This window comes from Allohahella sp. A8 (genome assembly GCF_047946665.1).
Classification (GTDB): domain Bacteria; phylum Pseudomonadota; class Gammaproteobacteria; order Pseudomonadales; family Oleiphilaceae; genus Allohahella.
In genome coordinates this window covers 1,632,781-1,652,365 of record NZ_CP172312.1, presented here as the reverse complement: position 1 = coordinate 1,652,365, position 19,585 = coordinate 1,632,781, and the positions used below count along the sequence as shown (strand labels likewise).

12 protein-coding genes are annotated in these 19,585 nt (G+C 56.5%); 8 read left to right on the top strand and 4 right to left on the bottom strand.

Annotated elements, in window-relative coordinates:
• Nucleotides 1-5: 5 nt before the first annotated feature.
• Both ACH3PB_RS07490 and ACH3PB_RS07485 read right to left on the bottom strand, forming a co-directional pair.
• Nucleotides 6-677 carry a response regulator gene (locus tag ACH3PB_RS07490; protein ID WP_416398820.1) on the bottom strand — a complete coding sequence of 224 codons (672 nt, stop codon included), beginning with the start codon at nt 675-677 and terminating at the stop codon, nt 6-8.
• Nucleotides 674-2,809 carry a 7TM diverse intracellular signaling domain-containing protein gene (locus ACH3PB_RS07485; RefSeq protein WP_416398819.1) on the bottom strand — a complete coding sequence of 712 codons (2,136 nt, stop codon included), beginning with the start codon at nt 2,807-2,809 and terminating at the stop codon, nt 674-676. The genes ACH3PB_RS07490 and ACH3PB_RS07485 overlap by 4 nt, the downstream gene beginning before the upstream one ends.
• 190 nt (nt 2,810-2,999) lie before the next feature.
• Here ACH3PB_RS07485 and ACH3PB_RS07480 point away from each other — a divergent pair, with 190 nt between their 5' ends.
• From ACH3PB_RS07480 to ACH3PB_RS07470, 3 genes are read left to right on the top strand one after another with little or no spacing between them, the layout of a single operon-like run.
• Complete coding sequence (locus ACH3PB_RS07480; protein ID WP_416398817.1) at nt 3,000-5,678, top strand: RICIN domain-containing protein; 2,679 nt, start codon at nt 3,000-3,002, stop codon at nt 5,676-5,678.
• 11 nt (nt 5,679-5,689) lie between these two features.
• Nucleotides 5,690-6,499 carry a peptidyl-prolyl cis-trans isomerase gene (locus ACH3PB_RS07475; protein ID WP_416398815.1) on the top strand — a complete coding sequence of 270 codons (810 nt, stop codon included), beginning with the start codon at nt 5,690-5,692 and terminating at the stop codon, nt 6,497-6,499.
• 2 nt (nt 6,500-6,501) lie between these two features.
• The gene (locus ACH3PB_RS07470; protein ID WP_416398813.1) at nt 6,502-7,527 is read left to right on the top strand and encodes a HupE/UreJ family protein; all 1,026 of its coding nucleotides are present in this window, start codon (nt 6,502-6,504) and stop codon (nt 7,525-7,527) included.
• 24 nt (nt 7,528-7,551) lie between these two features.
• On the opposite strand, the gene ACH3PB_RS07465 is transcribed toward ACH3PB_RS07470, so the two are convergent.
• Nucleotides 7,552-9,030 carry a PLP-dependent aminotransferase family protein gene (locus ACH3PB_RS07465; protein WP_416398812.1) on the bottom strand — a complete coding sequence of 493 codons (1,479 nt, stop codon included), beginning with the start codon at nt 9,028-9,030 and terminating at the stop codon, nt 7,552-7,554.
• Between the two features lie 112 nt (nt 9,031-9,142).
• On the opposite strand from ACH3PB_RS07465, the gene ACH3PB_RS07460 reads away from it, so the two are divergent.
• Complete coding sequence (locus ACH3PB_RS07460) at nt 9,143-9,772, top strand: FMN-binding negative transcriptional regulator (protein ID WP_416398810.1); 630 nt, start codon at nt 9,143-9,145, stop codon at nt 9,770-9,772.
• A gap of 1 nt (nt 9,773) precedes the next feature.
• Here the strand turns inward: ACH3PB_RS07460 and ACH3PB_RS07455 are convergent, their stop codons facing one another.
• Entirely contained in the window at nt 9,774-10,709 is a 936-nt protein-coding gene (locus ACH3PB_RS07455; RefSeq protein ID WP_416398808.1) for a glutaminase, read from the bottom strand.
• Between the two features lie 173 nt (nt 10,710-10,882).
• Here ACH3PB_RS07455 and ACH3PB_RS07450 point away from each other — a divergent pair, with 173 nt between their 5' ends.
• The 4 genes from ACH3PB_RS07450 to ACH3PB_RS07435 are packed head-to-tail and all read left to right on the top strand — an operon-like array spanning nt 10,883 to nt 19,572.
• Entirely contained in the window at nt 10,883-11,803 is a 921-nt protein-coding gene (locus ACH3PB_RS07450) for a diguanylate cyclase domain-containing protein (protein ID WP_416398806.1), read from the top strand.
• Nucleotide 11,804: 1 nt separating this feature from the next.
• The gene (locus ACH3PB_RS07445) at nt 11,805-16,022 is read left to right on the top strand and encodes a CHASE domain-containing protein (RefSeq protein WP_416398805.1); all 4,218 of its coding nucleotides are present in this window, start codon (nt 11,805-11,807) and stop codon (nt 16,020-16,022) included.
• Nucleotides 16,019-19,183, top strand: coding sequence for a PAS domain S-box protein (locus ACH3PB_RS07440; protein ID WP_416398803.1), 3,165 nt, complete (start codon nt 16,019-16,021; stop codon nt 19,181-19,183). The genes ACH3PB_RS07445 and ACH3PB_RS07440 overlap by 4 nt, the downstream gene beginning before the upstream one ends.
• Nucleotides 19,180-19,572 (top strand): response regulator, encoded by a 393-nt coding sequence (locus ACH3PB_RS07435; protein ID WP_416398801.1) that lies wholly within the window; start codon nt 19,180-19,182, stop codon nt 19,570-19,572. The genes ACH3PB_RS07440 and ACH3PB_RS07435 overlap by 4 nt, the downstream gene beginning before the upstream one ends.
• The last annotated feature ends 13 nt before the right edge of the window (nt 19,573-19,585 follow it).

Genomic DNA, 19,585 nt, shown 5'->3' with positions numbered 1-19,585 from the left:
AGGGTCTATCGGTTGAGACGATAGCCCTCTCCATAGACCGCCTCAATAAAGTTCTCATCCGGTGCAATGTGTGCGAGCTTCCGGCGAAGATTCTTGATGTGGGAGTCGATAGCCCGGTCGGAGGCGTCCGTACTGCCATGGCGTAAAACCGTGAGTAGCTGCTCACGGGAATAGATGCGATTTGAGACTGAGTGCAGCGCTTCAAGTATGCGAAACTCAGAGGAGGTCAGCGAGATAGTGGCATTGCCTACACGAGCCTGTAGCGACTCGTAGATGAGTGTGAGTACAGGTTTCGCTTCAGCCGGCTTCGACGGGCTCGCATGATAGCGGCGCAGTACCGATATGACTCTTGCCACAACCTCGACCGGACTGAAGGGTTTGCAGATATAGTCATCTGCGCCTGTTTCGAAGCCCTGCAGACGTTCGGCCTCTTCCGTACTGGCCGTTACGAAAATGATAGGCAGATCCGACACAGATCGAAGCTTGCGGCAAATGTCAAAACCATCCTGGCCCGGTAGGCGGACGTCGAGAAGTAGCAGGTCTGGCTTGATCGTATCGACATGGCCTGGTACGTCATGACCATCTTGCAGATGAAAGCAATCGAAGCCGGCCTTTTCGAGATTGGCTGCCAGGATTTTTGCGATGGGTGCCTCGTCTTCGACTATCAATATCTTCACGGCAACTCCCGGGATGCAGTGCTACAAGTGGTGAAGGGCAGGTGAATCGCGATGGTCAGTCCTCCAAGAGGCGAAGGCTCTGCGTTCAATTGACCGTGATGCCCTTCGACGATCGCCTTGCAGATGGCCAGGCCGAGACCGGCGCCGCCAGTTCGCCGGCTTCGCGAAGGGTCGCCACGAAAAAGCCTCTCGAATAACTTTGTGTGCTGGTCGGCTGGCACGCCTGGCGCGCTATCACTCCAGCGCAAAGTCAGACTGTTCTGATCCATACATGAACTGACATGAATCCGCCCAGGTGCATGGCAGTATCGCAGTGAGTTCTCCAAGAGATTTGCGAAAAGCTGATGCAAGCGGCCCTCGTCACCGATAAGCGCAGGCTTGATCACTTCGAATTCCAGCTGTGCGGTCAGGCTGGCCGACTCGAGTCGTTGCGCGTTTGCCGTGAGCAGTTCAGTGATGACGGCGTGAATATCTACCCTTTCGGTTTTCATGACCAGGATACCTTCTTCGCTCTGGCTCAGTTGGTTGAGGTCAGTGATTAGTCGCTCGAGACGGAGGCTCTCCTGATGCAGTATCGCGAGGTTTTCTGCGCTTGCCGTCATGGCGCCCGTCTGTATTGATTCGACCATGCCGCGCACGCTGGTAACTGGGGTTCGAAGCTCGTGAGAAATATCAGAGACCCACCGCCGCCGTTCGGTGACGTAGCGCTCTGTACTGGCGGCAAAGTAGTTGAAGCTTTCTGCCAGGCGGGCCAGTCGCTGCTCTGGCAGAAATTTGAGCCGCCGCTTGTAGTTGCCACGCGCCAGGTCGTCGGCCGCTTCATTGTAGGTGTCGAGCTGCTGCTCGAGCTCCACTGTCCACGCCCGTTCATGGGCCGTTTGCTGGCGTCGAAGTTGATTGATATAGGCAGCAAGCGCAAGTGATAGAAATATTGATTCCAGCGCAATACCAACCTTCAAGGCATTGATTGCGTCGTGACTCGGCGGCAGAAGACCGGCCATCACCGCAATATATGTTATGAAAAAGACCGGGTAGGCCAGCCAGGCCAGTAGAAATGAGCGTGCCAGCGCGTGGCCCCGTATGGATGCGAGAATGCCTGCGGCCGGAACGGCGACGCAGGCCGCCAGTCCAAGCAGCAGCATCAGCATTGATGTGGCGTTACTGGCATGTACGAGTTCAATAACACAGGCAAGACTGGTCATGGCAATAAGCAGTCCCATGATCTTCGACATCGTCGGCAGGGTTTGTCGGAGACTGAGAATGGATCGAACGAAACTGAGCAGCATGATAGTGCTGATACCACCTGAGAGGGCGAGTCTTCGATGTTGCAGCCACGCCTGATTGGTCCAGTCGTTCAAGAGGCCATCGCTGAAGGCCTGATAGAGCGTCATCGATAGTGCATAGCCGAGATAGTAGAGATAGCTGCGCCGACGCACGATGATGTAGATGTGGAGGTTGTAGAAGAACATCGCTGCCATGGCACCGTAGAAGACGCCGTCGATGAAGGAGAGCTGCGCAGCACCCACCATGCTTTGAGCGGCATCATTGATGGCGACTGGCGTATTGAGAAATGAGTCCGTATAAATGCGAACGATCACGGTCCGCTGCTGTCCCGGGGCCAGGTCTATAGGGAATACCGGGCGATTCAGCGGTAATGGGCGATCAGGGCGCGCCAGGGTGTCCCCGCTGCGTAAATGCGCCATCAGTTCGCCATCCTGGTTCAGGAGATAGACATCTACTTCGTCGAGCGTGGCGAAGCCGAAATCCAGAAACAGGTTGGCAGCGGCGCCAGCCTCCCTACCAGGATCAGGCGCAGATAGCGCTACTTCAAAGGAAAGCCAGACCGGCTCAGCAGACAGTGTCTTATCGAGCCAGGCTCTGCCACCAAAGCGCAGCTGTCGGTCGGCAGGACGGTTCCTGATGTCGCGGTAGTCGAAGCGCTCGTCAACATCTTCATACCAGTTCAGATGCTCTGAAATTTGCAGGTCTGACCTGTTCAAAGTCTGTTGCTCTACCAGCTCATAGCTTCGGTGCGGCAGCGCGATGCTGAGTACGAGAATGAGCATCAGGCTCGCAAACAGCAGCAGGGGCTTTACAAGCCCCGAGGGTTCGAAAGTGTCGAGAGTAGGCATCTGAGCACCGTGAGAATGCTGAGCAAGCGAGAGCAGGTAGCTTACTGTACATTTTGCGAGCCGCTGCACGATTAGTCTGAAATTGTGCGCCAGCCCACAGCCGTCTCCATAATTTCCACATATTTGCTCGTTAAAGTGTCTGAAGCGTTCCAGCGTCCCGTGGACAGAATAAAAAAGGAGACTTCACACCATGCCAGCACCAACTCGTTCGTTCAGTTTGCTTCCCACCTGGAGATCGTGGCTTTGCGTTACGCTCGCTTGCTACCTGGTTCTATCCACCACGGCAGCTGCCGCTATCGCGGAGGGTATCTACGAAATTCGGCCGGAAAACTCAGCGCTTTGTCTGGATGTGGATACAAGGCAAGGCGCCATGATGGCGGGTGCCGGGGTCAACCAGTGGCACTGTAATGGCGAAAGGCAGCAGCGCTGGAAAGTTGTTCGGGTAGCTGATGGCTCTTACAAGCTGCTGGCGCAGCAGAGTCAGATGGCACTCGATGTGTCTGGTGGCAGCCAGAATGATGGTGCGCGGCTGCAACAATGGAATGATCTCGGAAACACCGCGCAGACCTTCGCCATTGAAGCGGTAGGTGGCGACCGCTACAGGATCGTCAATCGTAGAAGCGGGAAGGTGGTTGATGTGTCCGGCAAGAGCCGGGAAGCGGGCGCGCCACTGATCCAGTGGCGTTGGTTGAATACTGCCAACCAGAAATTCCAGTTCATTCGCAAGGACACGCCCGGTCCAGTCGTTGGGCCTGAGAATCCGCCACCAGCCACGCCCTCTGGCTGGAAAATGGTCTGGAATGATGAATTCAACGGTAGCCAGATTGATCGAAGCAAGTGGGAACTCGCGGTCGACGGTAAGGGGGGTGGCAACAACGAGCTGCAGTACTATACGAACCGGCCAGCGAACGCCTTCGTGAAGGATGGAAAGCTTGTTATACAGGCACTCAGGGAGCGCTACAGTGGTGCTGACGGCACGCGCGATTTTACTTCCGCGCGACTGAGCACGCCGAACAAGGGCGACTGGACCTACGGTCGGGTCGAAGTGCGGGCCAGGATGCCAGCGGGCCAGGGCATGTGGCCCGCAATCTGGATGCTGCCTACAGACTGGGTTTACGGTGGCTGGGCCGCCAGTGGAGAAATTGACATCATGGAAGCCGTAAATCTCGGCGCAGCCGGCGGCAACGAGGTCCATGGCACCATTCACTACGGCGGCAAATGGCCGAATAACACTCACAAAGGCAAGAGCGTCACGCCAGCGAGCAGTGTCAGCGAGAACTTTCACGTTTACGCTATTGAGTGGGAAGAGGGCGAGATCCGGTGGTATGTCAACGACAGGCTCTATGCCACTCAGACTGAATGGTACAGCGAGGCTGCAAGCTACCCTGCGCCGTTCAATCAGCGCTTCCACCTGATTCTTAACGTAGCGGTGGGCGGACAGTGGCCAGGCAGCCCGAACTCAGGCACCCGCTTCCCACAAACTATGGAAGTTGATTACGTTCGTGTGTATGAGCGCAACGCGGGCGGTGGCGGGGACGGCGGTAGCGATCCATGCAGCAGTAAGCCATTCAGTGGCGCTGCGACTGTCCTGCCGGGGCGTCTGGAGGCCGAAAGCTATGACAAGGGTTGCTCGGGTCTCGCTTATTCAGATAGTGATGCTGGCAACTCCGGCGGTGCCTTCCGGAAGGATGCGGTCGATCTTGAGGTAGCGCGTGACACGGGCGGTGGCTACAACCTTGGCTGGACGGACAGTGGCGAATGGCTCAATTACACAGTAAAGGTTGAAGAGTCAGGGCGCTATGATCTGCAGTTCCGCGTAGCCAGTGCTGGTGGGGCCGGTCGTGTGGCTATCGACATTGGCAACCGGGAGATCACCAGCGCTACCTCTCCTGCCACTGGCGGCTGGCAAACCTGGCGAACTGTTACTGTTTCCGGTGTTGAACTCGACGCGGGCGAGCAGACGCTGACGCTCCGAATTGAAGCCGGCAACTTTAACCTCAACTATGTGGATTTCCAGCCGGCGGGCTCTACACCTGCCGGCCCATTTACGGTGAACAAGGCTCGGGGTGAGTGGACACTTGTGGTCATCCCCGATACCCAGCATTACTCCCAGAACAGGGCCAATGCGCCTATTGCGCATATGCGCAAGGCCTTTGACTGGATCGTGAATATCAAAAGCCAGCTCAATATCAAGTTCGTCCAGGGGCTGGGAGATATTACCGAGAGCTGGAACAATCGCTGGGAGTGGGACAACTCGACCTCTGCCTGGGACAAGCTGTATGGACAGGTCCCGTTTATGCCGATCATTGGCAACCACGATGACCCCGGAATGATGAACCAGTACTTTCCTGTCTCGAGCTTTTCACGCGAGTCCTGGTATGGCGGTGATTTCGGTGGCATTGAGAACAACTATGCGCTCATGGATATCGGTCAGGAGTCCTACATGTTTCTCCAGGTCGAAACCTACGACCAATACTCCCAGTACCGTCCTGCAGGTATGAACTGGGCCAAATCGATACTCGCTGCCTACCCGGACAGAAAGGTGATCCTGGCCACCCACGACACCTGGGCGACACGACATATCCGGGACAATCTGCTGACCAGGTTCGACAATATCGTGTTGTCGAACGCAGGGCATGTGTGCCAGCGAGAAGCCTACTATACGACCAATGGCCCCAGAGGCGGTGTCGCGCACAACTTCATCACGGACTATCAGTGTGATGCGCAGGAGGTCATGAGGCTGCGCTATTACGTGTTCAAACCGCTCGAGGACAAGGTGGACTACTTCACGTATTCACCAGTAACCGGTGAGTTCGAGGTGGATGCCAGCTCACAGGGCTCGTTCCGTCTGATACAGGCCAATCCCTGAAGGCGGCTCGAGTGATCAGTATCCGCAAGCTCATCCGAGAGCCGATATTCGTCTTCATCGTCGGTGGTAGCGTATTGTTCGTGCTGGACAGTGGCAATGCGCGTAGTGGAGACGGTCGCTCGGCAGCGGTGATCGAGATCGACGAGCAGGTGCTGGCGCTGGCGGTAGACAATCGCGAGCGCCTTACCGGAAAGCCACTTTCTGAGCTTGAAACGAAGGCGGCGCTAGATGCTTATGTCGATGAAGAGATTCTGGTGCGTGAGGCATACAGACGCGGCTTGCATGACGATGGCGTGATTCGCAGTCGGCTGAAAAACAAGATGCGGCTGGTATTAGGTGCGAATCATCCTGAGCCAGAGCAGGCTGACCTTGAGCGCTGGTATGCTGAACACGCAGAAGAATATGCCGAGCCTACACAGTGGACGCTGGAGCAGGTGTATCTACCTCGGGATCAGGCGGCGCCTGACAATGTTCTACAGATGCTCGAGCAGGCGGGTGCGGGCGCCTTTGAGTGGAGAGACAACCCGCGCTTTCCACGCCATCTTCAGGCTGAAAGTACTGAATCGATTGCTGCTCGCTTTGGTCAGCACGTGGCAGATGCAGTCGACGAAGCCAGTGGGAAGGACTGGTTTGGTCCGGTACTCAGTCCTTATGGCAGTCATTATTTGCGCGTAATCGCCAGGGAAGCAGGTGAGGTCCCGCCGTTTGAACATCTTGCAGCCTATATCGAACGGGATTGGCGTGAGGCACAGATCAACAGCTCGGTCGATCGTGCGCTCGCCGGTTTGCGGCAACAGTATCGTGTGCTGCAGGTTGATTGATCATGACGCTGTTCAGACGCGGATCCGCGTTTCTTTGGCTTAACCTGACACTGGTGCTTGTGGGCATGTTCAGTCCTGCGCAAGCTCATGATCTGGGCGTCCTCAAGGCCGACCTCGTGGAAAGCGATACCGCTACCGGCTCTGATTACGCCCTAACGGTTTGGCTGACGGCGAAACCGCTGGAGAGGGTTTTTCAGCCACCGGACTTGCCGCGTCGCTGCACCTTACGGGAAGCAGAGGTGCATCAAAATGATAGTCGACGGGATTTTATTTTTGACTGCGAAAGCAGACTGACAAATCTCGACACCTTCATTCTCCACTGGCCAATTGATGGCCTGCTCCTCAAGGCCAGCTGGCAGAACGCACCAGACTCGAAAGCGGTTTTTGCTACCGACAATGGTGAGATCACCATCAACTTGTCGGCGCTGGGCGCAGGGTCGGCCACCACCGCTGCTCAGGTGGGAACGTACTTCGAACTCGGCATCAGGCACATACTTGGCGGCATAGATCATCTCTTCTTCGTCACGGGACTGCTGCTGCTCATGTCGTCGAGGCGTCGATTGCTGGCAACGATCACAGCGTTCACCGTAGGCCACAGTGTGACCTTGCTCATGACTACGCTTGGTGATGTGCAAGTGCCTGTCGATGCCCTCGAAGCCTGTATCGCCTTGTCAGTCGTTGTCATGGCCTATGAAGCGGTCCGGCTGCAGGATGGCAATCCCGGCCTTTGTGTCCGATATCCGTGGTCTATGGCTGGAGCGTTCGGACTACTTCATGGCTTCGGCTTCGCCGGCGCGCTCATCGAACTGGAGCTCGAAGTGTCGGATCTGCCGCTTGCGCTGCTCGGCTTCAATCTCGGCGTCGAAGCCGGTCAGATCTTGTTCATCGCCCTGGTACTGCTTATCTACGGCTCGACGCTCAGGCTTGGGCCATTTTTCGGAAGCTTCAGCGGCAGGCGTGGCGCAGCCTATACGCTCGGTATTGTCGCGACCTGCTGGACCATGCAGAGAACACTCCCGCTTATATAGCTTCTGCTGCTGCAAAACATGCAATTAGGCCCAGGCGGCCGATTCCAGGACCATCCGCAGCTTGCGTACGCTGGTTGCCAACTGGCCAGGTGAAAACCCGCCGAAGCCCAGCAGCAGGCCGGAAAGCTTTGGCGCCTTTGCGCACCTGGGTGAAAGTGCGCGCAGGGCGATGCCTTCTTTTCTGGCTGAGTTGGCAACATCGACGTCATTGAGTCCGCCAGCGAGCGTCACGACCAGGTGCATGCCCTGATCTGCCGGTAGAACAGTGAGGCAGGGCAGTTCTTTCTCAATCAGCTCGACCAGTGCCTGTCGCCGCTGAGCATAAATCGTTCGAATACGTCGGATATGCGCTTCGAAATAACCCTCGGCCATGTAGGCAGCGAGTACGTGTTGTTCCAGGGATGGTGAACCTCTACCCATCAGCGAACGGGCACCGACGAAGGCTTTTATCAGGCTTTCGGGGGCGACGATATAGCCCAGTCGCAGAGAGGGGGCCAGGATCTTGCTAAAAGTACCGAGGTAGATGACGCTGTCGGGCGCAAGACCCTGCATAGCCGGAAAGGGCTGGCCGGTGTAGCGTAGTTCGCTGTCGTAATCGTCTTCGACGATCCAGCGCCCATGAGCACGGGCCCACTCGACCAGTTCAAGCCGCCTCGGCATGCTCAGCGGCATACCCATTGGGAACTGATGTGAAGGCGTTACGAAGGCAGCTACAGCCTCGGGCGCGGCTTGCCTGGCGCTGGCGACATCGAAGCCCTGGGCGTCGACCCGCGTCGCGTGTAGAACAGCACCACGATCATCCAGAACTGCTGTCAACCCGCCGTAAGCCGGGTCCTCTACCCATACCGGATCGCCGGGAGACAGAAGAACCTTGGCAGCAAGGTAGAGACCTTGTTGGCTGCCTTCTGTGATGAGGATGTGTGCTGGATCGCATCGTACCGCACGCGACTTCCTGAGGTAGCTGGCGATCGCCTGGCGGAGGGCCAGGAGACCTTGTGGATCGGGATAGCCTGATGGGGCGCTGCTTGTCGAGGCTCGTACCCGTTTACTCAGGCGTCTCCAGTGCGGCCCCATAGCGACCTCGCCTTCAGGCACGGCGATGGAGAAAGGCACTGAATCCAGCGGGCTCAGCATATCGGCAATGGCGAGGTAGCGCTGGCCGATGCTTGAAGCAGGAAGTCCAGATTCTGCGCCCGGCTCTCCAAGTTGCTTAGAGGGTTGGAGACCTGAATTCGATCCGAAAGCCACCCGGGTACCCGAGCCCCGATGAGCCATCAGACAGCCTTCTGCGATCAGTTGTTCATAGGCATCAGTCACAGTGCTTCGCGACACGCCCATCGATCGTGCCAGCACTCTGCTCGAGGGTAGTCGCTCATGGGCCGCCAGTTCACCGCTCGAAATGGCACTGCGCAGGGCCTCGACAATTTGTCGGCCGACATGACCCGCCTGAAGATCGATGACGCCCAGGGCAGGCATCTCCAGAACAAGTGGCCGTCGCGCCATGACTGATAGTCCCAATGCAAAAGTGGTCTGGTGAAATAAAGCCTAAGTGGCTATACGCTCCAGTCCATTATAGCGCCAAACTCGTGTCGGAACCCGCAATGGAGATGATGCCATGTACTGTCCGAATATCTTTAGAGAGCATCGAACTGATGTACTGTTCGATTTGATAGAGACCTACCCGCTAGCCACGCTCATCACGACAGGGAGTCTTGGCTTGTTGGCCAATCTGATGCCTTTCTCGCTGTGCAGAAGTGGCGGCCTGCTGCGTGCTCATCTTGCCCGAGGCAACACCCAGCTCGCCGCACTGCGTGAGGGCGCTGAGGCCCTGTTGATATTTCAGGGGCCTGAAGCCTATGTGAGCCCATCCTGGTATGCCTCGAAAGCCGAGACTGGCAAGGTGGTGCCGACCTGGAACTTTGTGATGGTGCAGGTGCGAGGCCTTCCGAAAGTCATCGATGATCCGCTCTGGATTGCTGAGCACCTCGGGCGGCTGACTGATGATCTCGAGGCTGATCGCGGGACACCATGGCGGGTGAACGATGCACCCGAGGATTTCGTCGCGACACAGCTCAGAGCCATCGTAGGTATTGAAATACCCATCCGGTCGATCGAGGGAAAGTGGAAGATCAGCCAGAACCGAAGTGAGGCGGATCATGGCGGGGTTGTAGAGGCCCTGCGTGCACAGGGTACCTGCCCGGAAATGGTGAAAATGATGGCTACCCGGTGTCCTGGCCGCAGCTGAGCTATTGTCCGCCTGAGTCAAACACGGACCAGTCCAGAGACCGTGAAAGTGCTTCCAGCGCCTTGGTGCCGAGCAGAGAGTTGCCCTGCTTGTTGAGGCCGGGAGCCCAGACGGCAATGGAGGCTTTGCCTGGCAATATCGCAAGGATGCCGCCGCCGACACCGCTCTTCGCTGGAATACCCACGCGATAGGCAAACTCGCCAGACCCGTTGTAGTGGCCGCAGGTCATCATCAGCGCATTGATGCTGCGGATATTTTCCCGCGACACCAGGTTTGGCGACTTGCTGAACCCGGCAAGGAAGCGGCCGAATCGCGCGAGCTGTTCGCAGGTCATCTCAATGGCGCAATGGTGAAAATACACGCCTAGCGTACGCTCGCAGGGGTGCTTCAGGTTCTGAAAGCTTTTCAGGAAGTGGGCGAGGGCCCAATTCTTATGGCCGCTGAGCTTCTCGGACGCGGCAACAGCTGGATCAATCAGAATGTCCTCGTCAGACGCAGCCTGGCGAATGAAGCGCAGAATTTCTCCCAGCGTCTCTGCCGGTGTGGAGTCGGCGAGCACCATATCTGTTGTGACGATTGCGCCTGCGTTTACGAAAGGATTTGGTGGAATACCTCTGCGAACCTCGAGCTCCTGCACCGAATTGAAGTCATGGGTAGAGGGCTCGCGCCCCACTCGCCGCCACAGGCCGTCGCCATAGCGGCCCAGGGCGATGGCTAATGTAAACACCTTGGACACACTCTGGACCGAAAAGCGGGTGGCAGCGTCGCCGGCGCTGAATTGTTGCCCATCGGCGAGACAGACTGACATGCCAAAGCGATCCGGGCTGACTTTGGCAAGTTCGGGTATGTAGTTGGCGACGACACCTTTGTCCTCGCAGGCTGTCATGTCTGCGCAGATGTCCAGCAGTGTCTGTTCCAGATCGACGGTAGTCTTCATAGGCGCGCGTGTTCCACAACTCGGTATCGACTCTATCTGAGGGAGTATGGCAGCAGAATAGGAATATCTCGATCTGGCTGGCTGAACAAGACCGTGGCTGGATATCGATCTGAAAAGCGCCTGCTGACCATCTGCTACACTGATGAGATGAAATTTTCGAGGCGATCTCAGTAATGTCGGATAAAACGCTGGCCAAGGGCAAGGTTCTGGTTGTGGACGACAACCCGCAGCTGATCAAGATGTTGAGTGCCATTCTTCGCGGCTTCTGTTCGGTGAGTTTTGCCACGAGCGGCGAAGAAGCGCTGCAGGTCGCTGCGAAGCAGCAGCCGCAGGTGATACTGCTCGATATGCAATTGCCCGGCATGGACGGTTTTGAGACGTGTAAGGCGCTCAAAAGCTCGGCGGCTACCGCCAATGCCGCGGTGCTTTTCGTAACCGCGCATTCTGAAGCCGATTTTGAGGTGAGGGCGCTCGAGCTTGGTGCGGTGGACTTCATAGCGAAGCCATTCAATCCTGCTGTCGTCACAGCCAGGGTGAAAACCCATTTGCTGTTGGCAGCTCAGACGGAAGCGATGCGTGAGCTGATTGAACGAGATTCGCTGACCGGTATCTACAACCGTCGATACTTCGATAAACAGCTGGGAGGTGAGTTTACTCGACACCGACGTCAGGCACTACCAATGGCTGTCATCATGCTGGATATCGACCATTTCAAGCTTTATAACGATGGCTATGGGCATGTTGCCGGAGATGAGTGTCTGCGACAGGTTGCAGACATATTGAGTTCAGGTATACGCCGACCGGGCGAATTCGTGGCCCGCTACGGCGGCGAAGAGTTCTGCGTCGTACGCGCTCACACCACGCAGGAGGAGGCAGCCAAAACCGGCGTCTACCTGTGCGAGCGGGTGAGAAATGCAGTGATCCCTCACGAATTTTCGCCGACTGGCGCCTATCTCACCATCAGTGTAGGTGTCGTAAGCTTCGTTCCCCGCCAGGGCATGGCACTGCAGGATGTGCTCGAGTGCGCTGACCAGGCCTTGTATCAGGCCAAGAAAAGCGGCCGCAATACCTCTTGCGTCAACAGTTTTGACTAGGGTGGCCAAGCTGTCGACCTTGGCTCGGCCAGGCGCAGCGCCGACTATTTCGGTACTGCAGCTGATGGGGCTGAATCTTTTCTGCGCAGTCGTGTATTTTCTGGTGGGCTTCTTCAGCCTGCAAATGGCGTTCGACACCACTAACGTTTCCCCCATCTGGCCCACATCAGGACTCGCCCTTGGGGCGTTGCTGCTGTTCGGCGCGAGACTGTGGCCGGCAATCGCGGTGGGTGCATTCTGTGTCAACGTCGTCGTCTTCCACGACTACGCTGCGCCAGCAACCTACATTGCTTCAGCAATGATCGCGATCGGCAACACCCTCGAAGCCCTTCTGGCTTTCTGGCTGATTCGACGCTTCGCAACCAGCGCCCCCATCTTCGACAGAGTGAGAGGCGTGTTCACCTTCCTGATGGCGAGCGCTTCCGGCTGCCTGTTAAGTGCAGCAGTCGGCACAGCCGCTCTCGAGCTCAATGGCTTTGCCCCTCAAGCCTCTGCAATCAGCATCTTTGGCACCTGGTGGGTCGGTGACAGTGCTGGCATGCTGGTTATAACGCCCTTGATGGTGGCGTGGGGGCGACGGACCGCAGTAGTACCGGGTAGAGGCTCTGTTCTGGTTTTCGGACTGATATGCCTGGCTGTCGTCGTCACCACGGCCCTGGCGTTCAGCGATTTCCTGCAGTCCACCATGCTCAGTCTTATTTTTCTTTTCCTCTATGTGCCCTGTGTCGCCATAACCGCTTTTTTCTACGGCGTTCGTGGCGTAAGCCTGCTCACCCTTGCCATCGTTGCCGTGGCTGTTGTCATGACGGTCCAGGGTCATGGGCCTTTCGTTTTTGGCACCGGCGCCGATAACGCGTCGCTCATAGCCCTCGACAGCTTCGTTCTGCTCTGGGTGAGTAGTGGGCTGGTACTTGCCGCCGATCTGGCCGATCGTCAGGGCGCAGGGGCTCATAGCGTGCCCGCGCTCTTGCTGCCGTGGAGCCTGTTTTTCCTGAGTATCGGGTTGGCGGTAGGTGCATGGCGGCTGACAAGTCTGTCAGTGGAGACCGCTGCCCGGGATGAATTTACGTTCAATGCTCAGTCGATACGCTCACGAATTTCCGATCGTATGCGCGATTATGAACAAGTACTGCGCGGCGCGGCAGGGTTCATACATGCGTCAAATGATGTAACGCGGGAAGAGTGGCAGCGCTATGTAGCCACGCTCAAGCTGTCCGAGAGCTATCCAGGCATCCAGGGCGTCGGCTTCGCTGAATACCTCAGAAGCGAAGCTGGGAAGAGCCGGTTTGAGCAGGAGGTCCGCTTGGATGGCTTTCCAGAATTCGTAGTCAAGCCAGAAGGTGAGCGAAGCACCTATATGGCTATAAAATATCTCTCGCCTTTTGACTGGCGCAATCAGCGTGCCCACGGTTATGACATGTTCTCGGAAGAGCTCCGTAGAAAGGCGCTGACGCTTGCGAGGGACGAAGGTATAACGAGTGTCTCCGGAAAAATTGTGCTCGTGCAGGAAACGGACGTCGGGCAACAGGCCGGCTTCCTGATGTATCTGCCTATCTTCGATGTTGAAGTTAGTCCACAGACAGTCGAAGAACGGCGTGCCGCCATGAGGGGCGTGGTCTACAGTCCGTTCCGCATGAATGACCTGATAAGCGGTGTACTCGGTAAACGTCAATCATCGCTGGCACTGGCAATCTATGACGGCAATGAGACGCTTCCAGACAAGCTCATGTATAGCGAGACCCCTGAGGTGTCTTCTGGCGGGTCTCCATTCCTCTCGAGCCTGCGTTATCGCGAGTCTGTGAAAATTGCCAACCGTGAATGGCTGGTTACGGTCTCGGCTACACCTGATTTTGCGGCGACTGTCGACAGGGGCAAAGCCCATATTGTGCTGATCAGCGGAATATTGATCAGCCTTCTTCTCTTCTCATTTATCCGTGCGCTAGTTGTCACTCGCAGTCGGGCCTTATCGCTCGCCGAGCAGATGACGATGGCTTTGCGAGAATCCGAGGCCCGCTTTACATCCCTGGCGAAGACGGCTCTGGAAGCGATTTTCATAGTCAACGGGGATGCAAGAATCGTCTACTGCAATCCGGCTGCTGAGCGAATCTTTGCCTATTCGAATGCGCAACTGCTGGGGCTGCCATGGACTTCGCTTCTGGTTGCTTCGGAGCGTGAAGAAGTGGAGGCACGGTTAAAGGCGCAACGAGACATCGAAGCGACTGATGAATTCCGCGCAGGCGAGTCCGCTGGGGCCACTTGCGTGAGGGCAACGTCGGAAGTTTTTCCTGCTGAATTTTCCTTGTCGTACTGGGAAAATGAAGGGCAACATTTCTACGGCATTATTCTTCGGGATGTGACAGATGCCCGCCTTGCCAGCCGGCGTCTGACCGAGGCTCGAGAAGCAGCAGAATCGGCAAGTCTCGCCAAGAGTCAGTTCGTCGCCAACATGAGCCACGAGATCAGGACACCGATGAATGCGGTGCTGGGAATGACTCAACTGCTCATGCGGACTTCCCTGAGCACCGAACAACGCGAGCAGCTGAAAATCATGCTCTCTGCAGGCAATTCCCTCATGGAAATCCTCAACGATATCCTGGACTTTTCCAAGATTGAAGCTGGACGCATGGAGCTGCGAAGTAAACCTTTCAATCTCGACCATGTGCTGGACGAACTTGTGGCCGTCATGAGTGCCGAGGCAAAGCTCAAGTCGCTGGAGTTCTCGATCGAAGTAGAGGCTTCGGTACCACGCTCACTGATCGGCGACGGCACCAGAACACGGCAAATACTGCTGAACCTGCTCGGTAATGCCATCAAGTTTACCGAAAGCGGGCGGGTGTCACTGTTCATCGACGTGGCCGAACGTAGACGCGACTGGATCACCTTGCGGGCGATCGTCAGGGACACTGGCATCGGAATAAGCGCTGATGAACAGCTCGAGCTGTTCTCGGCGTTTTCACAAGCGGACGCGTCTGTTACACGAGAATATGAGGGAACCGGACTTGGACTGGCCATTTCCAGAGAGCTGGCTCAGCTCATGGGCGGTGATATCACTTTGAGTAGTGAACAGGGGAAAGGCAGTACCTTTACTGTTCTCCTGCCATTCCAGGTTGCTGAGCCGGCGGCAACCACACACGACCCACTTGTATCCACTGACGACACTGCCGCAGAACCAGCCGCCTTTGACGCTTTGTTGGCGGGTAGAAGAGTTCTGCTGGTCGAAGATAATGTATTCAATCAGGCCGTGGCGAAGAGTTTTCTCGAGCATGCTGGCGCAGAGCTAGTCACCGCCAGCAATGGCGCAGCGGCTGTTGCGCAACTCTCATCGGTGGGCGAACAGTTCGATGTTGTGCTGATGGACGTGCAGATGCCAGTGATGGACGGTATCACTGCCACGAGAATAATTCGTCAGGAGCTACAGCTTGCCATACCTGTTCTCGCCATGACCGCCGGCGTACTTGAATCAGAGCGTGCGAACTGTCTTGCAGCGGGTATGAACGGTTTTATCCCGAAGCCCGTTGTCGAGGCGCAAATGTTCGACTTACTGAAGCAAGTGTTAGATCACACCCCGGTCAGAGCGTCCCCGATTCAACTGGATGGCGCTGATGAGGATGCGGAACTCATCAAGAGGACCCTCGATCAGTTGGTTGGCATCGCTCGAGGCAGTGCTACAAATGAACGGCTGGTATTGGACGGCATTCGGCAGGTTCTGGAGCAGGGTGTCAGCCCGATCCTGGAAGCGCGTGATACATGGCTCCAGGGTAAACCAAAGCTTGCGTCTGCTGCGCTCCACAAGGCCAGGGGGTCTGTCAGTCAGGTTGGTGCTGGAGGTCTGACCAAGTGCCTGTTGGCGCTAGAGCACCTTATCGAAGATCCTGAAGCGCCGGTCGATCTGGCAAATCATTGGACTGAAGCGCTGCGCAGATATGAATCCATGCTGGCTGCCATCGACCTGTGGTTCGAACGTCGACGGCCTGCCCAGCAAGCCCATGATGCGCCTCTGGTTGAAGTGCATGAGGAGACCGCCAGACATGAACTTGAGATCCTGAAAAAGATGCTTGCTGACAGAAATATCGATGCAGACCGACAATTCGAACAACTGCGGGACTATCTGAAGTCAAGGATGACCCCCGGCGATTTTCAGACACTGGTAGTCGCAGTGAGGGCCTTACATTTCGATTCGGCTTTGACCTTACTGAAGCAGCTGGGGACCAGTCGATGACAGACGCTCGTTTCCAGCCGCCACCGCTCCCTGCCAATGAACAAGAGCGTCTCGATGCGCTCAGCGGACTGAGCATCCTTGACTCCCCGCCTGAGAAGGAGTTCGACACTGTTGTCCAGTTGGCAAAGTCGCTGTGCAAGGTGTCCATAGCGCTGATTTCATTGATAGACCAGGATCGGCAATGGTTCAAGGCCCGCTGCGGCCTGGAAGTTCAGGAAACAGAACGAGCCATATCCTTCTGTGGCCACGCCATTCTGCAACATGAAATTTTCGAAGTGCCCGATGCGCGCCTGGACGACCGCTTCGCGGACAATCCTCTGGTGACTGGTGCGCCCTTCATTCGGTTCTACGCTGGTGTGCCGCTGATCTCAAAAAGCGGTCATTGCTATGGCACCTTGTGCGTCATCGATTCGAAAGTCAGGACGCTGGACGATGCCATTCGCTTGCAGTTGCGTCAGCTTGGCGACCTCGCCGTCCATCTCATGGAGATGCGGCGCAAGCAGCTAACAGCCGAAGCCGACGCAGCCATGGTCGATACGCTGCTCGAACATATGCCGAATGCGGTAGTGACCTGCGACGCCAAGGGCAAATTGAATCGCTTCAACAGTCTGGCACGGCAATGGCACGGTGTGGACCCACTGAGGCTTCCACCCGAGCAGTGGGCAGAGCACTTCGATCTTTATGAGCCGGATGAAACCACACTGCTCCCGCTGGAGAAGATTCCGCTACTGAGAGCCTTCAAGGGCGACATCGTGGATGGCAGCGAAATCGTCATCAAGCCGAAGAATCAGAAGCCGAGGCATGTTCAGTGCCATGGCAGAGCCACCTATGCTGCAGACGGTAGTCAGGTTGGTGCAGCGGTTGTCATGCACGACTTCGGCGCGCTCAAGGAAGCTGTGGAGCAGAGTGCCAAAACCAGCGCTCACCTGAAAGCCGTAGTCGACGCCTCCACTGAAACCTCGATTATCGCCACAGACAGAAGCGGTCTGATAACGCTATTCAATACAGGCGCTAGCAGGATACTCGGCTACACAGCCGAAGAGGTCATCGGCCTCAAAACGCCGGCCCACTTCCATCTGAGCAGTGAAATAGAGGCCCGCGCGAAAGAGTTTTCGCGAAAAGCAGGCAAGCCCATCAGCGGCTTCGAAGTATTTGTTTATGAAGCTCTCGAGAGCTCCTGTGAGAGCCGTAACTGGACCTACCTGAGAAAGGATGGGACTCACCGACAGGTGCATCTGTCGGTCAATGCTTTACACGATGGTAATGGCGAAATCACCGGCTTCCTCGGGGTGGCGGTGGATCAGACCGAACAGATTGCTGCGCAACGCGAGGCCCGATTGCAGGCAGAGCGTTTCACCGGTGCCTTCGACACAGCGGCCATTGGCATGGCGCTGGTATCCCTGGAGGGGCGCTGGACGGCAGTCAATGATTCTCTGTGCCAAAAACTTGGCTATACGAGAGAAGAGCTGCTTGCCATCGACTTCCAGACGATCACGCATCCGGAGGATCTGGACAGCGATCTTCGGCTGCTGGGCCAGCTTCTGGCCGGGGACATCCGCAGCTATAGAATGTTGAAGCGATATTGGCACAAGGATGGTTCGGTCATCTGGGCAGAACTGTCGGTTGCCCTGGTGCGAGATGAGCAGGGGGCGCCTCTGCACTTCGTCTCCCAGATCCGCGATGTGACGGCGGAGAAGCAGGCTAATTTCGCCTTGCAGGCCAATGAAACCCGCCTGCGCGGTCTGTTCGAACTATCGCCAATTGGCATTGCCTTGAATGATGCAGAAACCGGCGAATTTCTGGATGCCAATCAAGCGCTGCTGCATCAAACCCGTTACGAGCACGCTGAGTTCATTCAGTTGAGCTACTGGGATCTTACGCCGAAAGAGTATGAAGCCAAAGAGCACATCGCGCTTCATGAGCTGAAGACCACCGGCCGCTACAGCCTTTTTGAGAAGGAATACTACCGAAAGGATGGCAGTCGCTATCCCATTCGGCTACAGGGCATCATGATCAAGGGAATCGACGGTCGTGATGTCATCTGGTCTTTGATCGAAGACATTAGTGAAGTGCAGCGTGTTGAGCGAATGAAGGCAGAGTTCGTATCAACCGTGAGCCACGAGCTGCGTACACCACTCACCAGTATTTCAGGGGCCCTGCAATTGCTGAGTCATGGTGTAGCCGGTGCGGTGCCGGAGACCATGCGCGAAATGCTTGAGATCGCCACAAAGAACAGCCAGCGACTGGTCCTTCTGGTAAACGATCTGCTCGATATCGATAAGCTGGCTGCCGGCAAGATGCAGCTCCAGCTCGCTGACGTGGAGCTGGACGCCTTGATGCAGGAAACTGTGCAGAGCATGAAGAGTTATGCTGGCCCCATGCAGGTGCAGATCGAGCTGCGAGGTGATCTTGAAGGCAATGTGTTCGTTGATCGTGCGCGCCTGATGCAGGTCTTGCATAATTTGCTTTCGAACGCGTGCAAGGCCTCGTCTGCCGGCGGGAAGGTAGAGCTCGTCTGTGAAAGGACCGCTGATAATGACGTTATAATCGACGTAGTCGACCACGGAAAAGGCATCCCCATAGACTTCCGCTCGCGGATTTTTCAAAAGTTCGCCCAGGCCGACGGCGGAGACGCCAGAACTCAAAGCGGCACAGGCCTTGGGCTCGCGATAAGTCAGCAGCTAACCACCTTGATGGGAGGCGTGATTGGTTTCGAGTCTATCGAAGGACAGGGTAGCCGGTTCTGGCTCAGACTCCCCGGCAACCGGAATGGCACTGCGCGATTTCGGCCCGACGCATCGCCACGTGTTCTTCACGTCGAAGACGATTGTGATCTCGGCGCAGTAATCCGCACACAGTTGCGCGGCATCGCTGAGGTCGAGCAGGCAGTCACCCTTCAGCAGGCCAACGAGAAACTGCGTCGGGCGCATTATGACCTCATTCTGCTGGATCTCAGGCTCCCGGACGGGACTGGCGAGAGGCTGTGGGAGGTATTCCATCAGGCTCAACCTGATGTGCCGGTCATCATATTGTCAGGGCACGAAGTGCCACGAGCGCTGGCTGGTAAAGTCAGTGCGGTATTTACTAAAAATCAGGAAGCCGGCAAGAGTTTGACTGAGACGATACATCGCCTGCTGAGCAGAGTGGGAGCAGGCGGATGAGATCGCTGCAGAAGGTGCTTCATGTCGAAGACGACCCCTCAATCCGAACAATAGCACGACTGGCAATTGAGGCGGTCGGGCGCCTGACTCTGTTGAGCTGTGAAAACGGCAAGATGGCCTTGGCACAGGCAGAAGACTTTTCGCCGGACCTTATTCTGCTTGATGTGATGCTGCCCGATATGGACGGGCCAGCAATTTTGAAAGCCTTACAGAGGCAGATGGACCTCAGTGAGATCCCCGTGATATTCATGACGGCCAAGGTTCAAAAAACCGAACTAGACCGCTTTCTGTCCCTGGGAGCCTTTGCTGTCATCCCTAAGCCCTTCGACCCGATGACCCTTGCGCAGACCTTGCAGGATCATTATGAGCGATTCCACTCAGGCTGCTGAGTAGCTGGTTACG

Excerpts from the sequence above, each read along its gene's own strand:
- ACH3PB_RS07485 (WP_416398819.1), bottom strand. The coding sequence starts at position 2,809 with ATGCCTACTCTCGACACTTTCGAACCCTCGGGGCTTGTAAAGCCCCTG.
- ACH3PB_RS07480 (WP_416398817.1), top strand. The coding sequence starts at position 3,000 with ATGCCAGCACCAACTCGTTCGTTCAGTTTGCTTCCCACCTGGAGATCG.
- ACH3PB_RS07470 (WP_416398813.1), top strand. The coding sequence starts at position 6,502 with ATGACGCTGTTCAGACGCGGATCCGCGTTTCTTTGGCTTAACCTGACA.
- ACH3PB_RS07465 (WP_416398812.1), bottom strand. The coding sequence starts at position 9,030 with ATGGCGCGACGGCCACTTGTTCTGGAGATGCCTGCCCTGGGCGTCATC.
- ACH3PB_RS07460 (WP_416398810.1), top strand. The coding sequence starts at position 9,143 with ATGTACTGTCCGAATATCTTTAGAGAGCATCGAACTGATGTACTGTTC.
- ACH3PB_RS07455 (WP_416398808.1), bottom strand. The coding sequence starts at position 10,709 with ATGAAGACTACCGTCGATCTGGAACAGACACTGCTGGACATCTGCGCA.
- ACH3PB_RS07450 (WP_416398806.1), top strand. The coding sequence starts at position 10,883 with ATGTCGGATAAAACGCTGGCCAAGGGCAAGGTTCTGGTTGTGGACGAC.
- ACH3PB_RS07440 (WP_416398803.1), top strand. The coding sequence starts at position 16,019 with ATGACAGACGCTCGTTTCCAGCCGCCACCGCTCCCTGCCAATGAACAA.
- ACH3PB_RS07435 (WP_416398801.1), top strand. The coding sequence starts at position 19,180 with ATGAGATCGCTGCAGAAGGTGCTTCATGTCGAAGACGACCCCTCAATC.